Here is a 20,637-nt window from a genome sequence, read left to right on the forward strand (position 1 = left end):
GAACTCCGGCGTGAACGTTCGTTTCGTTGTCCCCATCAGACACCTTCCAGCCCCCATGGGAGCGTAGCAGAGGTGTCCACTCATTCAGAGGAGGATCAGTCTGCGATACCGGCACCGGCATGGATCCGGAGACCCTGGGCCGCGCCTTCGAGCCGTTCTTCACCACGAAGCCCGTCGGCAAGGGATCGGGACTCGGCCTCGCGCAGGTCTACGGTTTCATGCGGCAGACCGGCGGCCATGTCGCGATCTATTCCGAACCCGGGCACGGCAGCACGATCAAGCTCTACTTCCCGCGCCTGAAGCGGGCCGTGCCGGAGATGCCGGACGAGGCGCGGCCCGCGATGGAGACACCGACGCTGATTCCGGGTGTGCTGGACCGTGCACCCGAACCTGGAATGACGGTCTTGGCGGTGGAGGACGATCCGATGGTTCGCGCCTTCACGGTGGCGGCCCTGGAGGAGGCGGATTATCGCGTGCTCCAGGCCGCCGAGGGACCCGAGGCGTTGACGCTTCTCGACGCGCATCCGGAGACGGCGCTGCTCTTCACCGACGTCGTTCTCTCCGGGCCGCTCGATGGCCGCCAACTCGCCGACGAGGCGTTGCGTCGGCAGCCCCGCCTCAAGGTTCTGTTCACCACCGGCTACACCCGCAATGCCATCATCCATCACGGCCGCCTGGACGAGGGCGTCAACCTTATCGGCAAGCCCTTCACGGCCGCGAGCCTGGGCCGCAAGGCCCGCGCGGTGCTGCTCGCCGAGTGACCGATGTGCCGAGGCCGGCTCGGCGAACCCGCGCAAGGGCTTGCTTCCGCCTCCTTTTCTGCCGAAGAGGGCAAATCAGCCGGAGCGACCCTGAGAGCGGCGGCCGGCGCGATGGACTGAAGAGGCACGGGAACCGATGAGTGAGATGGTGCGTGAGCTCGGCTCGGCCGATATCCAGACGGTGCTCGAGCTTCTGCCCCACCGCTATCCGTTCCTGATGATCGACCGGATTGTCGAGATCGACCGCGACGAGAGCTGCATCGGCATCAAGAACGTCACGATCAACGAGCCGCAATTCACCGGACATTTCCCGAACCTGCCGGTGTTCCCGGGCGTGCTGCTGATCGAGGGCATGGCCCAGACCGCGGGCGCCATCTGCTGCCGCCACATCATGACCGACGAGCTGCGCACCAAGCAGGTCTTCTTCATGACCATCGACAAGTGCAAGTTCCGCAAGCCCGTCGTGCCAGGCGACACGGTCCATTACCATATGAAGAAGCTCAACCAGCGCCGGACCATGTGGTGGTTCCGCGGCGAGGCCCGCGTCGGCGACACGCTCGTCGCGGAAGCCGAGATCGGCGCCATGCTGGTGACCGAGTGAGCGCCGCGATGATCCACCCGAGCGCGGTCATCGAGGACGGGGCCAGGGTCGGGGACGACGTCAGGGTCGGGCCATTCTGCCACATCGGCCCCGGCGTCGTTCTGGCGGAGGGCTGCGAGCTCGTCAGCCACGTGGTGGTCGCGGGCGATACGCATGTGGGCGCACGCACGAGGATCTATCCCTTCGCGTCGATCGGCCATCCGCCTCAGGACCTGAAATACCGCGGCGAAGCGTCGAGCCTCCGGGTCGGCGCCGAATGCTTGATCCGCGAGGGGGTCACGATGAACCCCGGAACCGCGGGCGGCGGCCTCGAGACGGTGGTGGGCGACCGCTGCACCTTCCTGGCCAATTCCCATGTCGGGCATGATTGCCACGTCGGAAACGGCGTCGTCTTTTCCAACAATGTGATGCTGGCCGGCCATTGCAGCGTCGGCGATTACGCGATCCTGGGCGGAGGTGCCGCCGTGATCCAGTTTGCGCGAGTCGGAGCGCATGCCTTCGTCGGCGGTCTCTCGGGATTGGAGAACGACTGCATCCCCTACGGGATGGTGCTGGGCAACCGCGCCTACCTGTCGGGCCTCAACGTCATCGGACTTCAGCGCCGCGGGTTTGCTCGCGAGGACATCCACGCCCTGAGGCGGGCCTATCGGGCCCTGTTCGCCGCCGAGGGCACCCTGATGGAGCGGGTCGAGGACGTGGCCGCGGAGTTCGAGAAGCACCCGGCCGTGAACGAGATCCTCAACTTCATCCGGGTCGGCGGCAAGCGCTCGATCTGCACGCCCCGCGAGGCGCCCGCGAGCGCGGCCTGAGCGGCGTCATGCCCAGCCTCTCGTCGCCGCATTCTGCCGGAGGCGTGCGGGAACGGGTCCTCGTTCTCGTGGCAGGGGCCGGCCGCCTGCCCGAACTCGTCGCCGAATCGCTGGAAAGGGCCGGGCGCCCCTTCAAGGTGCTCGGCGTGCGCGGCTTCACCGACCGGCCCTTGCGCGCCCGCGCGGATGCGACCGTCGACCTCCTCGATATCGCGGGCACGCTCCGCATCCTGCACCACTGGGGTCCGGCAGCCGTGGTGCCGGCCGGCGGCGTCGCTCGGCCGAGCCCGGCCGCCATTTTCAATGCCGCCGCGGCCGTGCGCAATCGCGATGCCCTGCGGGCCATCGCCGGGGGCGGCGACGACCGGCTCCTGCGCGCCGTCCTGGCGCTGCTGGAGGAGAATGGTCACGAGGTCCTCGGTGTCCACGAGGTCGCCCCGGACCTTCTGAGCCCTGCCGGCCGCCTTGGCCTCTATGGGCCGGATGAGGCCGCTCAAGGCTCGATTGCCACTGGCCGGGCGCTGCTCTCGGCGCTCTCGCCGTTCGATGTCGGGCAGGCTGCAATCGTGTCCGCGGATCGTGTCCTCGCGGTCGAGGGACCTGAGGGCACGGACCGGATGCTCGCGCGCGCCCGGGCCATCGGCCGCAAGCCGTTCGGGCGCGGCCGGCCGCTCGCGGCCACCGTCCTCGTTAAGGTCGCCAAGGACGGTCAGGATCTGCGCATCGACCTCCCGGCGATCGGGCCGCGGACGGTCGAGGCGGCGGCGGCTGCGGGCTGCGTCGGCATCGCGATCCAGGCGGGATGCACATTGGTGATCGACCGCCCTCAGACGGTCGCGGCCATCGATCGGCACGGCATGTTCCTCCTGGGTCTCGGAGCTGCCTCATGAGGGTCTGGCTGGTGGCCGGAGAGGATTCGGGCGATCAGCTCGGCGCCAAGCTGATGCGGAGCCTGCGCGATCTCGCGCCGGAGCCGATCTACTTCGGGGGGGTCGGCGGGGAAGCCATGGCCGCGCAGGGCTTCGCCTCGCTGTTTCCCCTCGATGACGTCGCCGTGATGGGCTATCTCCCCGTGCTCGCGCGTCTGCCGACGCTGCTCCGCCGCATCCGCGAGACCGTCGCCGACATTGTTGCGGCCAAGCCCGACATCCTCGTCATTATCGACAGCCCGGGTTTCACCCACGCCGTCGCGAAGCGCGTCCGCAAGGCAATGCCCAGCCTGCCGATCGTCGACTACGTGTCGCCGAGCGTCTGGGCCTGGCGTCCCTGGCGGGCAGCCGGCATGCGGCCCTTCATCGATCACGTGCTGGCGCTCCTGCCATTCGAGCCGGATGCGCACCGCCGTCTCAACGGGCCGGTCTGCACCTATGTCGGCCACCCGCTGATCGAGCGGCTGGCGGATCTTCGGCCCGATGCCCATGAGATTGCGGTCCGAGAGGCGCGTCCCTGGCAAGTCGCCGTGCTGCCGGGCTCGCGCCGCTCCGAGATCGAGCGGCTGATGCCGGTCTTCGGCGCTGCCCTGAAGTGCCTCGAAGAGCGCGTCGGATCGATCGAGGGGGTCCTTCCGGCCGTGACGCGCCATCGCGCCCTGATCGAGCGCCACGCCCGGGCTTGGGACATTCCGGTGCGCATCGTGCACGGAGAGGAGGCCAAGCTCCGGGTCTTCCGCCGCGCGCGCGCGGCGCTCGCGGCCTCCGGGACGGTCACGCTGGAACTGGCGCTGGCGGGCGTCCCGATGGTGGTTGCCTATAAGGTCTCGCGGATCGAGGAAGCGGTGGCGCGCAGCCTCATCCAGGTGCCGACCATCGTGCTGCCGAACCTGATCCTCGGCGAGAGCGCCATGCCGGAATTCGTTCAGTCCGACTGCACGGCCGAAGCGCTCGCCGACGCGCTCGCGCTCCTGATCGAGGACGGTCCCGCGCGGGCCGCTCAGGTCCGAGCGCTCGATCGGATCGACGGATTGATGCGTCTGCCCGACGGCGACGAGCCGAGCAGAAGCGCCGCGCGCATCGTGCTCGCGACCTGTTCCCCCCACGCCGCGTGAGCGAAAACGCGTGTTCCTCGGCAGCCTCGCGGTCTCGGCGCTTCGTAGAGCGCTGGGATCTCGCCCGCGCGTGATATACGCGCGGGCAACGCCATCTGGCCGCGACCCTATCCCTGAGTTCGGCCAGGCTCGTTCGACATGATGCCGAGCGGCAAAAAGGGTGCGCCGGAGCGCCCCTTCGCCATCCGCCCTCATCCGCGGTTGTTGATCGGCACGTATTCCCGCTTGTCCGGACCGATGTAGAGCTGGCGCGGACGGCCGATTTTCTGGGAGGGATCCTCGATCATCTCGGCCCATTGCGCGATCCAGCCGACGGTGCGGGCGAGCGCAAACAACACCGTGAACATGTCGGTCGGGAAGCCCATCGCCTTGAGGGTGATGCCCGAGTAGAAGTCGATGTTGGGGTAGAGCTTCTTCTCGATGAAGTACTCGTCCTTGAGCGCGATCTGCTCGAGTTGCACAGCGACTTCAAGCAGCGGATCGTCCTTGATGCCCAGCTCGCCGAGGACCTCGTGGGTCGTCTTCTGCATGATCCGCGCGCGGGGATCGTAGTTCTTGTAGACGCGATGGCCGAAGCCCATCAGGCGGAACGGATCGTTCTTGTCCTTGGCCTTGTCGACGTACTGCTTCACGCGGTCGGGCGTGCCGATCTCCATCAGCATCTTGAGCGCCGCCTCGTTCGCGCCGCCATGCGCCGGTCCCCACAGGCAGGCGATGCCGGCCGCGATGCAGGCGAACGGGTTGGCGCCCGACGAGCCGGCGAGGCGCACCGTCGAGGTCGAGGCGTTCTGCTCATGGTCAGCATGCAGGATAAAGATTCGATCCAGCGCGCGAGCAAAGATTGGGTTGATCTGATAATCTTCGCACGGTACAGCGAAGCACATCCGCAGAAAATTAGAAGTATAATCTAGCTCGTTCTTCGGATATACGAATGGCTGTCCGATCGAATACTTGTAAGCCATCGCCGCGAGCGTCGGCATCTTCGCAATCATGCGCATGGAAGCGACCATGCGCTGCTTCTCGTCCGAGATATCGGTCGAGTCGTGATAGAAGGCCGAGAGCGCGCCGACGCAGGCGACCATCACGGCCATCGGGTGGGCATCACGGCGGAAGCCCTGGAAGAAGCGGTTCATCTGGTCGTGCACCATGGTGTGGCGCGTGACCCGGTAGTCGAAATCCGCCTTCTGCGAGGGCGTCGGCAACTCGCCGAACAGCATCAGGTAGCAGGTCTCGAGGAAGTCGCCGTGCTCGGCCAACTGCTCGATCGGATAGCCGCGATAGAGCAGCACGCCCTCGTCACCGTCGATGTAGGTGATCTTCGATTCGCAGGACGCGGTCGAGGTGAAGCCGGGGTCGAAGGTGAAGACGCCGGTCTTCGCGTGCAGCTTGCCGATATCGATGACGTGCGGGCCGATCGTCCCGGTCTTGACCGGAAGGTCGATCTGCTTGTCGTCCACGGTGATGGTGCTGGATGCGCTCATGGAAACGTGGACCCTTTCCTAGCAACAGGACGGCGCCGGCCGGGGCGACGACATCAGCCTTAGCCGGGCCGGGGCGGAACGGCAGCTTTGCTGCGGTTGCTCACAGGACCAACCGGTTAACGGATCGGCCGGCTGCCAGCAACGGGGCGGGTGACATCCGCCCCGGAACACCAAGCGAAATCCGGGCCGCGGCCGAGGGCAGAAGCCGTTGCCGCGGGCTCCGCATCAGGTGCTCTGCGCCTGATCGCGCAGGCGCGCAAGGCTCTCGTCACGTCCGAGGACCGCCATCACGTCGAACAGCGGCGGAGAGGTCGTGCGCCCGGTCAGCGCCGCCCGCAGGGGCTGTGCCACTTGGCCGAGCTTGAGGGCCGCTCCCTCCGCAAAATGCCGCACTGCACCTTCCGTCGCGGCGGGGGACCATTCGGGAAGGGCTTCGAGAACAGGCAGGATCGCGGCGAGACGCGCGCGCGCCTCATTGCTCAGGAGGCCGAGCGCCTTCTCGTCGAGAGCGAGTGGCCGCGGAGCGTAGAGGTAGTACGCGCTGTCGATGAGCTCGACGAGGGTCTTGGCCCGCTCCTTCAGGCCGGGCATCGCAGACGTGAGCTTCGCCCGCAGATCCGGGGGCAGGGGCGCCGCGAGGCCGCGCTCGGCCCCGATCGTCGGCAGGACCGTCTCGATCGCGTCGACAAGGGCCGTGTCCTGCGAATTCCGGATATAAAGCCCGTTGAGATTCTCGAGCTTGGCGAAGTCGAACCGCGCCGGCGAGCGCCCAATCGACTTGAGGTCGAACGCCGAGATCATCTCCCCGGTCGAGAACACCTCCTGGTCGCCGTGGCTCCAGCCGAGGCGGACGAGGTAGTTGCGCAACGCCGCAGGCAGGTAGCCGAGATCGCGATAGGCATCGACGCCGAGGGCCCCGTGGCGCTTCGAGAGCTTCGCCCCGTCCGATCCGTGGATCAGCGGGATATGCGCCATGGTCGGCACGTCCCAGCCGAGGGCCTGATAGATCTGGCTCTGTCGGGCGGCGTTCGTCAGATGGTCGTCGCCGCGGATCACGTGGGTGACGCCCATGTCGTGGTCGTCGACGACGACTGCCAGCATGTAGGTCGGGTTGCCATCCGAGCGCAGCAGGACGAGGTCGTCGAGGTCGCGATTCTGCCAGGTGACGCGGCCCTGCACGCCATCATCGACGACGGTCTCGCCATCCGTCGGAGCCCGCAGGCGGATGACCGGCTTGATGCCGGCCGGCGCCTCCGCGAGATCGCGGTCGCGCCAGCGCCCATCGTAGCGCATCGGTCGTCCCTCGGCGCGGGCGGCCTCGCGCATCGCGGCCAGTTCCTCGGGCGTTGCGTAGCAGTGATAGGCGTTGCCCGAGGCGAGCAGGCTCTCGGCTACTTCCCGGTGCCGGGCCGCGCGGGCATACTGGTAGATGACGTCGCCGTCCCAATCGAGGCCGAGCCAGCGCATCCCATCGAGGATGGCGTCGATCGCTCCCTGTGTCGACCGCTCGCGGTCCGTGTCCTCGATCCGCAGCAGCATGCGGCCGCCGAACCGGCGCGCATAGAGCCAGTTGAACAGGGCGGTGCGGGCACCGCCGATATGGAGGTAGCCGGTGGGGGAGGGCGCGAAGCGCGTGACGACGGCTGACGACATCGATCCAGTTAGATGTTCGAGTGGGCGGACGCATGAATGGAACGGGGGCGGATCGGCCGGCCCGGTCGCGCGCCTGTAGCATGCGCGCGCGGATGCGTTAAGGAATCGTCGTAATGGCCGGCCGGTTCGGCCGGCGCGCGTAAGGACGATCGAACACCGATGAGCGAGGGAGGCGCAACGCCTGTCGGACGAGCTCTGGTCGCTCCGTCGCCCGTCCGGCTGCCCGCGCCGGCCGAATGGCTTCCCGCACTGCGGGATTTTACAGGGCTCGAACTGGCCCGGGAGGCCGAGCAGCGACGCCTCTTCCCCTGGCTCGCGGTCGCTTTCGGCGGTGGAATCCTCCTTTTCTTCACCGCGACCGACGGCGAACCCTCCATCGCCGCCCCCCTCGTCGCGGCCGCTGCTTGCCTCGCGGCGATTGTCGTTCTCGGCGCGCAGCCGCTCGCGCGCGCGATCATGCTCGGATTCTGTGCCGCCTTCCTGGGCTTTGCCGACGGTGCCTGGCGAGTCACCACGGTGGCGGCGCCGGTCCTCGCGCGCACCACCATCGCGCCACTGAGCGGTTTCATCGAAGCGCTCGACGAGCGCGACGCAGGCGCGCGTCTCATCATCCGTGTTGCCACCATCGGCACCCTCTCTGAGCAAGCCAAGCCGACCCGAGTCCGGGTGTCGTATCGCCAGGCACAAGCCCTCAAGCCGGGCGATTTCATCGCCGCAACGGCGCGCCTGCTGCCACCGCCTGAGGCCGCGCGCCCCGGCGGCTACGATTTCGCCCGAGACGCCTACTTTCGCGGAATCGGCGCCGTGGGCTCGCTGACGGGCAAGATCGAGGTTCGGCCACCACCGGGGCCGGTGCCGCTCGGGCTTCGAGCGGCGGCCACGATCGACGACGCGCGCAACGCCCTGACCCGACGCATCACCGACGCCAACGGCGGCCAGGCCGGGGCCGTGGCCGCGGCGCTCGTCACCGGCAAGCGCGGCCTGATCACGCAGGAGACGAATGATATCCTGCGGACGGCCGGGATCTATCATGTCGTGTCGATATCTGGGCTGCACATGGTTCTGGCGGCTGGCGTCGTGTTCTGGTTTGTGCGAGCCATTCTCGCCCTGGTTCCGATCCTAGCCCTCCGTCTGCCGATCAAGAAGATCGCCGCCGGCTTCGCAATGGTCGGGGTGACCGCCTACTGCGCCTTTTCCGGTTGGGATATCGCCGCCGAGCGGTCACTGATCATGACCTTGATCATGCTCGGAGCGATCCTGGTCGACAGGCCAGCGCTCAGCATGCGCAATCTCGCACTCGCGGCAATCGTGGCCCTGGCGCGCGAGCCGGAGGGCTTGCTCGGACCAAGCTTCCAGATGTCGTTCGGCGCCGTCGCCGGCCTGATTGCCTGCTCGCGCTGGCTCGATGGGCGCCTGTTCCGGCGGGAGGGTGCCGGAGCGATCGGCCGAGCCATCGCCGTTGTGGCGTCCGCCGTGGTGGGTACGCTGCTCACCACGCTTGTCGCGCAGATCGCGACGGCTCCCTTCGCGACGTATCACTTCCAGACGATCCAGCCCTTTGGCCTGGTGGGCAATGCACTCACGCTGCCGCTCGTGTCGCTCGCCGTCATGCCCGCCGCCGTGATCGGCATCCTCGCCTATCCCCTCGCGCTCGATCAGCCGGTGTGGTGGCTGATGGGGCTCGCCGTGCGCGGCATGCTGTCGATCTCGACCTGGATCGGCGGTTTCGGTCAAGCCAACTTGGTGGTGCCCGCTTTCGGTACGGGTGCCATGGCGCTTCTCGCCGCCGGCCTCTTGCTGGCGACCCTGCCGGTCTCTCGATTGCGCTGGCTTGCTGTGCTCCCGGTAATGATCGGACTGGGCTTCGCCGCAAGTCCACAACGCTTCGATATCTTCATCGACCGCGACGGGAGCGGCGCGGCCGTCCGGGACCGCTCGGGACGCCTTGTCGTCCTCGGCCGACCCCCACCGTTTGTTCTGGAACAATGGTTGAAGGCCGATGGCGACGCCCGCAAGCCGGACGATTTGGCGCGAGGCGAATCCTGCGATCGACTCGGGTGTACGAGACGGACGGCCGACGGCCGACAGGTCGCATGGCTGCGGGACAAGCGCGGTTTCCCGGAAGACTGCGCCCGCGCCGACATCCTGATCACGACCCGAACGGCGCCGGCGGCCTGTGCTGCCAGCCTCGTGATCGACAGGGCCTATCTCGAACGCTTCGGGGCCACTGCGATCCGCTTCACCGCGAGCGGCCCAATCATCTCCCATGCGAGGCCGGCGAACGCATCGCTGCCATGGCGCTCCGGTCACCGGACAGGTCTCGAACAGAAGGCGTCCGTTCAGCTCAGGCTAACCAAGTCGCCCAGTCGACAAGCGGAGGATCCTGACGAGGCGGATGCAAGTACCGACAACCGCCCCGAAACCGTTCAGTAGCGCCGGACGAGACTCACAAGCCGACCTTGGATTTGAACGCGGTCCGGACCGAGGACACGCGTCTCGTAAGCCGGGTTGGCCGCCTCCAGCGCAATCGACGAGCCGCGTCGCCGAAGACGCTTCAAGGTCGCCTCCTCATCGTCGATCAGGGCCACGATGATGTCGCCCGTGTTCGCCGTATCCTGCTTGCGGATCACCACGAGATCGCCGTCCAGGATCCCGGCCTCGATCATCGAGTCGCCGCGGACTTCGAGAGCATAGTGCTCGCCGCCTGCCAGGAAGTCGGGCGACATCGTGATGGAGTGGCTCTGGTTCTGAATTGCCGAGATCGGCGTGCCCGCCGCGATGCGGCCCATCACCGGGATCGTCATGGCGCGACCGTTCTCGTCCGTCGCCTGCGTCATGGGGGTCTTGACGGACGGAATCTTCGCCCGACCACCCTCGACCACGCTCGGCGTGAATCGGCGAACCTCGCCGTTGCCGGCGCCGGCATTCGCACCTGAGAGACTCTCGGGCATCCGGATGACCTCGATCGCTCGCGCGCGATTGGGCAGGCGCCGGAGGAATCCCCGCTCCTCCAAAGCCGTGATCAGTCGATGGATGCCGGATTTCGACTTCAGATCGAGCGCGTCCTTCATCTCATCGAAGGAGGGGGGTACGCCGCTTTCCCGCATGCGCTGCTGGATGAAACGGAGCAGATCCAGCTGTTTACGCGTCAGCATTCCGCAGACTCATCGCTCAAGACGAGCGCCGGCATCGACGCTCGCGGAAACAAACCGCGAACACGTTAAACGTTCCACAAGTGTTCTGCAAGGGTTCGCCGTGGTGGAGGTGTCATCACCTCACGGTGCCCCTGCGCCGATACTCCGACCCGTCGATGGTCCGCCGAAACGTGATGCCAAGTCGTGCATGGGCACGGAGCCTTTAAAGAGCGCTATAGCCCCGCGGCCTAAGTGCTGCAGCGTGTCGCTCGGCAGCCGCATCCTGCTTCGAAGCAGAGAAATTCCCGTAAAAGAGTGTGATCAAGATCACATTCGGGATTTTGGTGGAAGCATACGATGATTTGAGAGCACGTTCAGCCTCTCGCATCGATGCAAGAACTTCGGCGTTCATCGTTCGAAATCAGGAGCATTATATGATCAAATTCGGCATGATTGCGGTTGCACTGACGATCGCTACGACGCTCATATGGCTGGCCTTGATGCCGCAGCCTTCTGTGCCTCAGGGCAGGGCGTCTGCAGGGATCGACATTCAGGAACTGACACGGCACACGCAAGCCACCACCAACTCGGCCTACGATGCCTTCTGATGGCCATCTGGCCGCGTTCGATCTTCAGCGAGGAAGGAGCAACCCAAGCTCAAAGGCTGGCCGCTGTTGCGCACAACGATGCCCGCGGGCGACCTTGGACAGACTATCGCCCGCGTGCGTGCCGCGCGCGTGGGCGCCGCCCGCTCTTGGTGACCAGCACCTTTATCGGCTCGGACATAATCGGCGGATTGTGCGGCACGTGGTCGGTATCCGCTAGCACGAGTTGGAGCGTGTGGGTGCCGAGCGGGAGCGTCACCTGAGCTTCGGTCTGCCCGAGCCCGAAATGCAAATGATTGAAATCATTCGGAATGCGTTCATCCGGCGAGCGCAGAGGCGCGTCGATCAGCAGATGGTGATGGCCGGTGTTCGCCTTGTCGAAGCCCGCTGGCGCCACGCCCATTCCGACGAGGCCGAACCGGATCGTTGTCTTGCGCGAGACCACTGCGCCGTTGTGAGGCTGCACGAAATAGACACGTGCTCCAGGGGGCGATGATCTCCGCACCGTCGGGGCCGCCGCTGCGGCCGCGCCCGCCGGCGCCTCGACGACCCGGACTTTCACGACGTCCGAGGCGACGGGCGGGTTGTGCGGGATATGATCCTTGTCGGCCAGCAGCAATTGCAGCGTGTGCTCGCCGGGCGGCAGGTCGATCTCCGCCTCGGTCTGGCCGGCTCCGAAATGCAGGTGATTGAAGTCGTTCGGAATCGGCCTGTCGACCGGCGGCATCGCAACGTCGATCAGCAGATGGTGGTGGCCCGAGTTGATGCGGTCCGATCCAGCCGGCGCCACGCCCATGTTCCGTAGCCCGAATCGAATCATCGCCTTGCGGGGCAGGACCGCGCCATCCTTGATGTCGATGAAATAGACGGCCGCGCCGGGCGCCGCCGGCGTCGGCCCGGCCTTGGTCTCCTGCGCGACGGCCGCTCCGGTGATCAGGAGCAGCGGAGCCGCGAGGCCGCAGCACCGGTGGACCCATCCCGATGACGCTCCCATCACATTCCTCCCGCTGCCAAGCATAGCATTGCGAAATGCCAATAGGCGCACGTTCCGTGGCCGCACGCCGAGCCGGAAAAAAGGCGTAGGACCCTCTAAAAAGAGCAATCTCCATACCCAAAAAGTTGTAATTACTGGCGATGGGCGCGTACCCAGAATACCAATACCCGTCGAACAGGCTACCGTAGCTCTATGCCCGGCGATTCGTCACGTTAGAATCGGTGGTCTCGGTGAGATGGATGATCCTCAGGCCGCCCCCGATGATAGGATTGATGTCCAAGAGATTTTGCCCTACGGCCGCCAGAAAATCCGACGCTCGGAGCGACGGTCGAGGCGCGCGCGACGCGACGGTTCGTCCTGCGGCTCGGAGAGCCCGGACCATGCTTGTCCGGTTGGCGTTGATCGCCGTCACCCTGCTGCTCGCCGACTTGGCTTCCGCGCAGGGAACCACGGGCACGGCACGGCGGTTCGCCCTGCTCATCGCGAACGTCCGTTATCCAGACGCCAATGTTCCACTGCCGACGGTGGGCAAGGACGCGCGATCCCTTGCCGATGAATTGCGGCGCAATGATTTCGACGTGGAGTTGCGCGAGAACCTGACGCGGGAGGATGCACAGAGCGCACTGGATGCCTTCTACGCAAAGATCAATGCTGGATCGGCGGCGCTCTTCTATTTCGGCGGCTTCGGGATCCAGGTCGGGCGCCAGAGCTACCTCCTCCCGGTCAATGCGCAGATCTGGTCGGAGACCGAGACGCGCCGCGACAGCATCAACCTCGATACCGTGCTCACGGAGATGAATCGCCGTGGCGCCCAGGTGAAGATCGCGATCGTCGACGCTGCCCGATCGAATCCTTACGAGCGCCGTTTCCGTGCCTCGTCCGCGGGTCTTGCGCCCGTCGATGCACCCGAGGGAACCCTCGTCCTCCTCGCAGCGCCTCCCGGCAAGGTGGTGCGGGACGGAAGCGGAGACCTGAGCCTCTTCATGGGTGAGTTGCTCAAGGAACTGCGCACGCCCAACCTCACGGCGGAAGAGGCCTTCGCCCATACGCGGATGGGCGTTTCGCGTGCGTCGAACGCTGAGCAGGTCCCCTGGGTGGCATCCTCCCTCATGGAGGAGTTCCATTTTTCCAAGCCGACCGCCGCTGGCATCCCGTCATCACCCGGCCCGGTGGTGCGGGCGCCCGACGATGCCGCGCAGCCGCGCACCGGGCGCCAGCGCGCTCCCGCCGCAGCACCCGCCCAGCAATCATCGGCCTCTCCAATCGTGGCTCCGAGTCCGCCGCCGACACCGCCCGCACCGGCGCAGCCGCAACTGGCCGCGCTGCCGCCACCGGCACCCGTTCCTCCGGCCGCTTCGCAGACGGGGCAGTCTTTTCGGGACTGTGGCGACTGTCCCGAGATGGTTGTGCTGCCCGCGGGCTCCTTCGAGATGGGGTCCAGCGCGGCGCCCTTCGAACGCCCGGTCCACCGCGTCACCATCGCGAAGCCCTTCGCGATCGCGCGCTACGAGACGACAGTCGACGAGTGGAATCGCTGTGTCGAGAGCGGCGCCTGCAAGTTCCGGCCGCCAGAGGCTGGTCCCGGTTCGGGCAACAAGCCCGTGACGAACGTCAGTTGGTACGATGCCAAGGATTATGCCGGCTGGCTCTCTGCCAAGACCCATCAGACCTACCGCCTGCCGACCGAGGCGGAATGGGAATATGCAGCCCATGGCGGAACGGGATCAGCCTTTGCCTGGGGACCGCAGGTCGGCGTTGCGAAGGCGAATTGCCGAGACTGCCGTCCGGGCACCAGCCCCCAGATCCTCGAAGCCGGGCATTTCCCACCGAATGGATACGGACTGTTCGACCTCGCCGGGAATGCCGCGGAATGGGTCGAGGATTGCTGGAACGACGATTACCGCGGAGCTCCCCAGGACGGAAAGGCATGGATGCGCGGCAATTGCAGTCAGCGGGTGCTGCGCGGCGGGTCCTTCGACAGCGCGGCGAGCTACGTCAAACCCTCGGCGCGCTTCCGGTACGATGCGGATGTGCGGTATTACGCCAACGGCTTTCGCGTCGTCCGGACCACGCCGTGACGCCCAGGGCCGGTGTCACCAGCGAGCGTCGACACCGTCGGAATGGCCCGCATGGCGGGACAGCGCCTCCTTGTCCCGCAGCAGGATGCAGCCGCGCTTGAGGTCGAGATGTCCGGCTTTCCGCCATGCCTGAAGCTGCCGGTTCACGCTCTCGCGGGTACTGCCGACATAGGCGCCGAGTTGTTCCTGCGAGATCTGGATCTCGCTGCCGAAATCCTCGGCGAGGACGGTGAGGCGCCGCGCCAAGCGGGTCGCGAGGGGAAGCACGGTCATCTCGTTCATCTGGCCTGCGATGTAGCGGACGCGGGCACAGAGCAACTCGATCAGCTTGATGGCGATGGCCGGTTCGCGGGCGAGATAGGCGAGGACATCCGATCGGCGCAGGACGAAAAGCTCGGTCGCCTCCACCGCGACAGCGTCCGCCGTGCGCGGCCGGCCGTCGAGAAGCGCTACCTCCCCGAAGAGGTCGCCCGATCCGAGCGTGTTGAGCAGGACGCGCTTGCCAGAGGCCGTACCGGTCTCGATCAGCACCTCGCCGCGGCGGATGCCGTAGAGTGCGTCGCCCGGATCGTTCTCGCGGAACAGGACTTCGCCTGCACGCAGGGTCCGGGTCGTGCACATCGCCGCGAGCGCGTCGATCACGTTGGGCCCAAGATCGGAGAACAGCGGATTGAGCCGGAGAAGGACGCTGAAATCGGAGACTTTGGTCATCATTGACCTCGACGGCAGTCCAGGCCCGACCTGTCAAGTCGCCTCGAACGGTCGGCCTCGGCACCTGCGGGCCCGCGTCACGGACGAGCACGGTGCGAGACCCGGCGAGCCGTTGCGGCGAAGCCCGCACGGCCTGCTTAGAAGTGCGCCCACGGTCCCTCATTCACGAATGTTATATCGTCGGTCTCCGGGTAAGCCGACATTCCCAAATCGAGACCGGCGCGCTGGTTGCCGAAAGATCGGTGTCGGGCTTCTCGGTCAACGGAGGGCATGATGGGGGGGCGTGCGTCGGATGGAGAACGGCGCCGTCACAGGGCGCCTCCATGAACTTGCGAGCCCGTATCGCTAAGCACGTCCTGCTCAAACCGTCCTGGCGCGGCAGCCTCTTTCGGAAATACGTGCTGACCCTCGTCAGCTTGGTCGCGCTCGTCCTATCGATCAACGCGGTCGTTGAAACCTGGATCCTGTATCGGCAGACCAGGACCGGTGTCGCCCGGGCACAGGCGGATTACGCCGCGGCGGCCGCATCCGCGATGCAGGACGCCCTGTCCGAACTTGAGCGCCAGGTGAGTTGGGTGACGCGCGCAAGCGCCGTCACATTGGCGCAGCACCGCGACGACTACGATCTGCTCCTTCAGCAAGCACCATCCGTTCTGGCGCTCGCCTTCGTCGACGGCAAGGGCCGCGAGCAGGTCCGCGTTCGTCGCAGCAGCACGCCGATGCCTGACCATCTGCCGGACGTGACGGCTCTGTCGGGGCATGCCGGTTTCGGCAAGCCGTATTTCATCGGTGCTGAACCCTTCGCGCCCCTGTCGATTCGACATTCCGGCATCGACGCCGGCGTGACGGTGGCGCAAGTCAGCCTCGACGGCCTATCTGGCGCGTTTCCTTCCGGCATTCCCGGAGCGAGCGGCTCCGCCTACCTGGCCGGTGACGGCGAGCGCGTGGTCGCGCGGTCCCCCAAGAGTCCTCTCGCCGTCGGGGACGAGATCGGCACGCTTCCCCAGGTTTCCGCGTCGGCTGGCGAGGCGGGCGTGACCGGACGCGATCCGAGCGGGCGGCTCGTGATCGCGTCCCAAGCCGCTGTCGCGACGCTGCCATCGCGCGTGATCGTCGAGCAGCCGCTCATCGAAGCGTTCGCACCGATCCGCGATCTTCTTCTGCGCCTCGCATCCCTGCTCGCCTTCGGGCTCGTGGTTGCGATCTGCGCGAGCCTCGTGCTGGCTCGCCGCCTCATCGTGCCGATCCGCGCCCTCCATGCCGGCGCCGAACATCTCGCCGCGAACCGGTTCGACCATCGCATCGAGCTGCGGACCGGTGACGAGTTCGAGCACCTCGCCGACCGCTTCAACCACATGGCCGACCAACTCTCGGGATCCTATGCGCGCCTCGAGGGTGAGATCGAGAAGCGGACACGCGCCCTGGCCCGTTCCGTGGACGAGCTCAAGGCTCTCGAGGAAGCGGGCCGCGCCATCGTGTCATCCCTGAACCTCGACGAGGTTGTCGCGGCGATCGCGGCGCGGGCCGTCGCCCTCACAGGCGCCGAGGCCGGTGCGATCTATCTGATCGACGCCGCGTCGAGGACGCTCGCTCTGGCAGGATCCCGCAAGCTTGACTCTGCTCCGGAGGACAGCCTGAGAAGTCTGCAGCCGGAGGCGGAGCAGTTTTTTCCCAGCGCAGCACCGTTTCAGGGCACGATCGAAATACCTGACCTCTCCGGCGCGTCCTGGATCCGACCGGCTAACCTTGACGCGCACGGCTTTCGCGCCGGCCTCGTGATTCCCCTGGCCGATGTCGAAGGTCCGCTCGGCCTCGTGCTGCTGATGCGGGGACAGAGCGGGTCCTTCACGGATGCCTCGGCAAATGTCGTCCAAACCTTCGCCCATCAGGCCGTGCTGGCGATCCGCAATGCGAGCCTCTTCCATCAGGTCGACGAGAAAGGCCGCCAACTCGCTGCGGCGGACCTGCACAAGACGCAATTCTTCGCCAATATGAGCCACGAGCTCCGCACGCCCCTCAACGCCGTGCTGGGCTATTCCGAACTCTTGGTAGATGGACTCTACGGGCCGCTCAGCGAAAGGGCGCTCGATGCGCTCGAGCGCATCCAGATCAATGGCCGGCACCTTCTCAGCCTGATCAACGATGTCCTGGATTTCACCAAGATCGAGGCGGGTTCTCTGACCTTGAGCTTCCAGGACTACTCGATGCCGGCGATGATCCAATCGGTCGCCGATGCGGCCGCGTCGCTGGCACAGAACAAGAGCTTGGCGCTCACCGTCGAGACCGAGGAGGGGCTGCCGGTGGGGCAGGGGGACGAGCGACGTCTGACCCAGGTGCTGATGAACCTCGTCGGCAATGCCATCAAGTTCACGGAAGAAGGTTCAGTCCGGGTCACCGCAACGGCTTCGGGCGGCTGGTTCACCGTCACGGTCACCGATACCGGCCCAGGCATCGCCGCGGCGGATCAGGAGCGCATCTTCGATGAGTTCCAGCAGATTGACAGCTCCAGCACGCGCAAGCAGGGGGGAACGGGACTCGGCCTGTCGATCTCCCGAAAGCTTGTGTTGCTGCATGGTGGCCGGATCGAGGTGGAATCCGAAGTCGGGCGGGGCGCTGCCTTCCGGGTGATCCTGCCGATCCGGGCCAGTGAGGAAAGGCAGGCGGCTTGATGAAACGCATCCTGGTCGTGGAGGATACCGAGGACAACCGCCGTATCCTGCGCGATCTTCTCACGGGCGCTGGCTACGCGCTGCTCGAGGCGACGGACGGGAGCGGCGGCGTGGAACTCGCGGTTCAGGAGAAGCCGGATCTCGTGCTGATGGACATCCAGCTACCGGTCATGGACGGGTACGAGGCGACGCGCCGCCTCAAGGCCGACCCGTCGACGCGCCATATCCCGGTTGTTGCCGTCACGTCCTACGCACTCTCAGGCGACGAGGGCAAGGCGCTCGCGGCAGGCTGCGACGCCTACGTCGCGAAGCCGTTCAGTCCGCGGAAGATCCTCGGTCTGGTACGGCAGATCCTCAACGAACCCTGACCGCGGAGGCTCACCATGCCGGCCCGCATTCTTGCAGTCGACGACGCTCCTGAAAACCTCGAGATCCTGAAGGTCCGGCTGGAGTCAGGCGGATACGAGGTGGTTACCGCGCGAGATGGTGAGGAAGGGCTCGCCCGAGCCCAGGAGACGAACCCCGATCTCATTCTTCTCGACATCATGATGCCGAAGCTGAGCGGCATCGACGTCCTGCGCGAGCTGAAGCGTCACGAGACGCTCAAATTCGTGCCGGTCATCCTCCTGACTGCGCGGGCCGAGACCAAGGACATCGTCAGCGGTCTCGATGCCGGCGGCGACGATTACCTGACAAAACCCTACGAGCATGCGGCGCTCATGGCGCGGGTGCGCTCCATGCTGCGCATCAAGGCATTGAATGACACCGTTCGTGCTCAGGCCGAGACGCTGGAAGCGCAGAAGGCCGAACTCGCCCGTTACAATACTCTGCTCGCCGAGCGGGTCGAGACGCAGGTGGGTGAGATCGAGCGGATCGGCCGGCTCCGGCGTTTCCTGTCTCCGCAGATCGCCGACCTGATTGCGGCCGAGGGAAACGACCGCTCACTTCTTGAGAGCCACCGGCGTGAGATCTCGGTCGTGTTCTGCGACCTGCGCGGCTTCACGGCCTTCACCGACACGGCAGCGCCCGAGGACGCTCTGCAGGTGCTGCGCGAGTATCATGCGGCAACAGGCGAAATCATCTCGGAATTCGAGGGAACGTTGGAGCACTTCGCCGGCGACGGCATCATGGTGTTCTTCAACGATCCCTTGCCCTGCGCCGATCACCCGGTGCGCGCCGCCCGAATGGCGCTGGCGATGCGGGACCGGATCGCCGCGCTCTCGGTTCAGTGGGACAAGCGCGGCTACACAATCGGCTTCGGCATCGGGATCGCTGTGGGCTACGCGACGCTCGGCCAATTCGGCTTCGAGGGCCGGCTCGAGTACGGGGCATTCGGCAGCGTGACGAATCTCGCCTCGCGCCTTTGCGACGAGGCGGCATCCGGCCAGATCATCGTGAGCCAGCGCACGCAGCACCTGACCGAGCGCGTCGTCGAGACCGTGCCGCTCGGTCAGCTGAAGCTGAAGGGCTTTTACCGGCCGGTCACAGCCTACGATCTCGTGGCCTTGCGCGCCACGAGTGATTGAAGCCGGGCCGAACCTTCGTCCGATCCCGTGGTCACTCCATCATCGGCGAGCGCGTGCAGCGTTGCGCAGAAATCTCCCGGGCGTGCCTTCGAGGCTAACCCGGAATGGCGATCATACGCCCCGCCTGACTCATGGCATCCCAGACCGCATGAGGCTGACACTGCGAGGGTGAGGTGCGTCACAGTCGGGGGAGTTGCTCGGTGGAATAGTCGCATCGAAACGTCAGGAGGTTCCCATGACCCTCACGATCTTCGATCCCCGTACCGGCCACAACGTGACGATCGAGGTCCCGGCCCCCTCATCTGCCGCGCGTACCCGGTAAGGAGGTCGCGATGAAGCGGTCGAGCGAAATGCGAGCCAAGAGTTGGGTCCTACGCGAGCTCGATCGGCAACTCGCCCTTCATCGCGGCGGGAGCCGGCCCAATGCCCGATCGTCCCAGACCAGGATCGGTCGAAGCAGCGGCGACGCGTAGGCGCTGCTCACCTCGCAGCTTGCCTGCTCCGATGCGAGTCGAGGCACCCGGGATGCCGGTCGTTTCAAGCCGAAGCAGGATGATTGAACATGGAAACCGAAGCCCTCGAACGGCCCGCCGATCTCAAGATATGGCACGCCATGCCCGCGTGCTTCTCGCCCGCTCAGCCTGAGCGGTTCGGCAGCCTGCGGGAGGCGATCGCCGCAGCGGCTGCAGCGCTCGACGATCCGGACAAGCAACCTTGGATCGTCACGTCGGACGGCGATCTGCTCGCGCCGATATGGATCCGGACCTATCTGAACTGAATCGGCACGAGGCCCGAACAAGCTCGGTGCCTCGACGAACCGAGCAGGCTGATCGAGACTTGTCGGCACGAGCGTCTGGCCCAGCCCGGTGCGGCTTTCCATACTGGCGCAGCATCTCTCGCGCAGCGTCCGCGTTGTTCCGCCCGGGCACACGAGGCGCGGATGGCGATTTTCTTCACGAGCGACACTCATTTCGGCGATCCGCGGGTCCTGCGTCTCGACCGACGGCCCTTCCCTGACCTCGCGTCTCATGACGCTGCCCTGATTGCGAACTGGAACGCCATCGTGCGTCCCGACGACGAGGTTTGGCATCTCGGGGATTTCGCGCTCGGCCCACCTGCCGAGCGCGTGCGTGAGATCCTCGATGTCCTGAACGGCACGAAGCGCCTGATCATCGGCAACAACGATGGGCCTGGGACGATCGAGGCGCCGGGATGGGCGGCCGTCGGCCATTATGCCGAGATCGCCGTCGATGACCGGCGCCTCGTTCTGTGCCACTACGCTTTCCGGACATGGAACGGGATTGGCCGGGGCGCCGTGAATCTGCACGGTCACTCTCATGGGCGGCTTAAGCCGATCCCCCGGCAGTACGATGTCGGCGTCGATGCCCAGCGCCTCCACCCCGTCCACCTCGCGACGATCCTCGCGTCGCGCCGCCGTCGAACGAAGCTTGAGTGACGAGCGGAACCATCCCGACGGCTGCCCCGTTTCTGCACCTGAACAGGCGATGATCGAGCGTTTTTAAACTTAGGCTGTGCAAATGACGCGCGCTCGCGTGACCAAGTCTACGGTG

Annotated in this window: 18 protein-coding genes; 13 read left to right on the forward strand and 5 right to left on the reverse strand. The window is 66.1% G+C overall.

Annotated elements, in window-relative coordinates:
- The first annotated feature begins 26 nt into the window (after positions 1–26).
- From WDW90_RS07035 to lpxB, 5 genes are all read left to right on the forward strand, one after another.
- A complete protein-coding gene (locus WDW90_RS07035) occupies positions 27–761 on the forward strand; it encodes an ATP-binding protein (RefSeq protein WP_336486630.1) in 735 nt (244 codons plus the stop codon).
- A 136-nt stretch (positions 762–897) separates the two neighbouring features.
- On the forward strand, positions 898–1,362 hold the full coding sequence (gene fabZ, locus WDW90_RS07040; RefSeq protein ID WP_336486631.1) for a 3-hydroxyacyl-ACP dehydratase FabZ: 465 nt from the start codon (positions 898–900) through the stop codon (positions 1,360–1,362).
- Complete coding sequence (lpxA, locus tag WDW90_RS07045) at positions 1,359–2,171, forward strand: acyl-ACP--UDP-N-acetylglucosamine O-acyltransferase (protein WP_336486633.1); 813 nt, start codon at positions 1,359–1,361, stop codon at positions 2,169–2,171. Before fabZ ends, lpxA begins: the two co-directional genes overlap by 4 nt.
- Positions 2,172–2,179: 8 nt before the next feature.
- Positions 2,180–3,061 (forward strand): LpxI family protein, encoded by an 882-nt coding sequence (locus WDW90_RS07050; protein ID WP_336486634.1) that lies wholly within the window; start codon positions 2,180–2,182, stop codon positions 3,059–3,061.
- Positions 3,058–4,215 carry a lipid-A-disaccharide synthase gene (gene lpxB / locus WDW90_RS07055; RefSeq protein ID WP_336486635.1) on the forward strand — a complete coding sequence of 386 codons (1,158 nt, stop codon included), beginning with the start codon at positions 3,058–3,060 and terminating at the stop codon, positions 4,213–4,215. Before WDW90_RS07050 ends, lpxB begins: the two co-directional genes overlap by 4 nt.
- Positions 4,216–4,406: 191 nt before the next feature.
- On the opposite strand, the gene gltA is transcribed toward lpxB, so the two are convergent.
- Positions 4,407–5,696, reverse strand: coding sequence for a citrate synthase (gene gltA, locus WDW90_RS07060; RefSeq protein ID WP_336486636.1), 1,290 nt, complete (start codon positions 5,694–5,696; stop codon positions 4,407–4,409).
- 225 nt (positions 5,697–5,921) lie between these two features.
- Positions 5,922–7,349, reverse strand: coding sequence for a glutamate--tRNA ligase (gene gltX / locus WDW90_RS07065; RefSeq protein WP_336486637.1), 1,428 nt, complete (start codon positions 7,347–7,349; stop codon positions 5,922–5,924).
- A gap of 159 nt (positions 7,350–7,508) precedes the next feature.
- Between gltX and WDW90_RS07070 the strand changes: the two genes are divergently transcribed.
- A complete protein-coding gene (locus WDW90_RS07070) occupies positions 7,509–9,782 on the forward strand; it encodes a ComEC/Rec2 family competence protein (protein ID WP_336486638.1) in 2,274 nt (757 codons plus the stop codon).
- On the opposite strand, the gene lexA is transcribed toward WDW90_RS07070, so the two are convergent.
- Entirely contained in the window at positions 9,776–10,504 is a 729-nt protein-coding gene (gene lexA / locus WDW90_RS07075; RefSeq protein WP_336486639.1) for a transcriptional repressor LexA, read from the reverse strand. The genes WDW90_RS07070 and lexA overlap by 7 nt on opposite strands.
- 296 nt (positions 10,505–10,800) lie before the next feature.
- Between lexA and WDW90_RS07080 the strand changes: the two genes are divergently transcribed.
- Positions 10,801–11,091 carry a hypothetical protein gene (locus tag WDW90_RS07080; protein WP_336486640.1) on the forward strand — a complete coding sequence of 97 codons (291 nt, stop codon included), beginning with the start codon at positions 10,801–10,803 and terminating at the stop codon, positions 11,089–11,091.
- Positions 11,092–11,194: 103 nt separating this feature from the next.
- Here WDW90_RS07080 and WDW90_RS07085 read toward each other — a convergent pair whose 3' ends face one another.
- Positions 11,195–12,082 (reverse strand): DUF4399 domain-containing protein, encoded by an 888-nt coding sequence (locus WDW90_RS07085; protein WP_336486641.1) that lies wholly within the window; start codon positions 12,080–12,082, stop codon positions 11,195–11,197.
- Between the two features lie 380 nt (positions 12,083–12,462).
- On the opposite strand from WDW90_RS07085, the gene WDW90_RS07090 reads away from it, so the two are divergent.
- Entirely contained in the window at positions 12,463–14,160 is a 1,698-nt protein-coding gene (locus WDW90_RS07090; protein ID WP_336486642.1) for an SUMF1/EgtB/PvdO family nonheme iron enzyme, read from the forward strand.
- Between the two features lie 15 nt (positions 14,161–14,175).
- Here WDW90_RS07090 and WDW90_RS07095 read toward each other — a convergent pair whose 3' ends face one another.
- On the reverse strand, positions 14,176–14,871 hold the full coding sequence (locus WDW90_RS07095; protein ID WP_336486732.1) for a Crp/Fnr family transcriptional regulator: 696 nt from the start codon (positions 14,869–14,871) through the stop codon (positions 14,176–14,178).
- 242 nt (positions 14,872–15,113) lie between these two features.
- On the opposite strand from WDW90_RS07095, the gene WDW90_RS07100 reads away from it, so the two are divergent.
- The 5 genes from WDW90_RS07100 to WDW90_RS07120 all read left to right on the forward strand — a co-directional run bounded on the left by WDW90_RS07100 (position 15,114) and on the right by WDW90_RS07120 (position 20,522).
- On the forward strand, positions 15,114–17,540 hold the full coding sequence (locus WDW90_RS07100; protein ID WP_336486643.1) for an ATP-binding protein: 2,427 nt from the start codon (positions 15,114–15,116) through the stop codon (positions 17,538–17,540).
- The gene (locus tag WDW90_RS07105) at positions 17,540–17,908 is read left to right on the forward strand and encodes a response regulator (protein WP_336486644.1); all 369 of its coding nucleotides are present in this window, start codon (positions 17,540–17,542) and stop codon (positions 17,906–17,908) included. The genes WDW90_RS07100 and WDW90_RS07105 overlap by 1 nt, the downstream gene beginning before the upstream one ends.
- Positions 17,909–17,923: 15 nt before the next feature.
- A complete protein-coding gene (locus WDW90_RS07110; RefSeq protein ID WP_336486645.1) occupies positions 17,924–19,066 on the forward strand; it encodes a response regulator in 1,143 nt (380 codons plus the stop codon).
- A gap of 562 nt (positions 19,067–19,628) precedes the next feature.
- Entirely contained in the window at positions 19,629–19,844 is a 216-nt protein-coding gene (locus tag WDW90_RS07115) for a hypothetical protein (RefSeq protein WP_336486646.1), read from the forward strand.
- 162 nt (positions 19,845–20,006) lie between these two features.
- Complete coding sequence (locus tag WDW90_RS07120; RefSeq protein ID WP_336486647.1) at positions 20,007–20,522, forward strand: metallophosphoesterase family protein; 516 nt, start codon at positions 20,007–20,009, stop codon at positions 20,520–20,522.
- The last annotated feature ends 115 nt before the right edge of the window (positions 20,523–20,637 follow it).

The sequence above is a fragment of the Methylobacterium nigriterrae genome (assembly GCF_037106235.1).
Taxonomy (GTDB): Bacteria; Pseudomonadota; Alphaproteobacteria; order Rhizobiales; family Beijerinckiaceae; genus Methylobacterium; species Methylobacterium nigriterrae.

Bases quoted from the DNA above. Each gene is read 5' to 3' on its own strand.
- WDW90_RS07095 (WP_336486732.1), bottom strand. From the start codon at position 14,871: ATGACCAAAGTCTCCGATTTCAGCGTCCTTCTCCGGCTCAATCCGCTG.
- WDW90_RS07120 (WP_336486647.1), top strand. From the start codon at position 20,007: ATGGCGATTTTCTTCACGAGCGACACTCATTTCGGCGATCCGCGGGTC.
- lexA (WP_336486639.1), bottom strand. From the start codon at position 10,504: ATGCTGACGCGTAAACAGCTGGATCTGCTCCGTTTCATCCAGCAGCGC.
- lpxB (WP_336486635.1), top strand. From the start codon at position 3,058: ATGAGGGTCTGGCTGGTGGCCGGAGAGGATTCGGGCGATCAGCTCGGC.
- gltA (WP_336486636.1), bottom strand. From the start codon at position 5,696: ATGAGCGCATCCAGCACCATCACCGTGGACGACAAGCAGATCGACCTT.
- WDW90_RS07115 (WP_336486646.1), top strand. From the start codon at position 19,629: ATGGAAACCGAAGCCCTCGAACGGCCCGCCGATCTCAAGATATGGCAC.
- WDW90_RS07050 (WP_336486634.1), top strand. From the start codon at position 2,180: ATGCCCAGCCTCTCGTCGCCGCATTCTGCCGGAGGCGTGCGGGAACGG.
- gltX (WP_336486637.1), bottom strand. From the start codon at position 7,349: ATGTCGTCAGCCGTCGTCACGCGCTTCGCGCCCTCCCCCACCGGCTAC.
- WDW90_RS07085 (WP_336486641.1), bottom strand. From the start codon at position 12,082: ATGGGAGCGTCATCGGGATGGGTCCACCGGTGCTGCGGCCTCGCGGCT.
- WDW90_RS07105 (WP_336486644.1), top strand. From the start codon at position 17,540: ATGAAACGCATCCTGGTCGTGGAGGATACCGAGGACAACCGCCGTATC.
- WDW90_RS07070 (WP_336486638.1), top strand. From the start codon at position 7,509: ATGAGCGAGGGAGGCGCAACGCCTGTCGGACGAGCTCTGGTCGCTCCG.
- WDW90_RS07110 (WP_336486645.1), top strand. From the start codon at position 17,924: ATGCCGGCCCGCATTCTTGCAGTCGACGACGCTCCTGAAAACCTCGAG.
- WDW90_RS07090 (WP_336486642.1), top strand. From the start codon at position 12,463: ATGCTTGTCCGGTTGGCGTTGATCGCCGTCACCCTGCTGCTCGCCGAC.
- fabZ (WP_336486631.1), top strand. From the start codon at position 898: ATGAGTGAGATGGTGCGTGAGCTCGGCTCGGCCGATATCCAGACGGTG.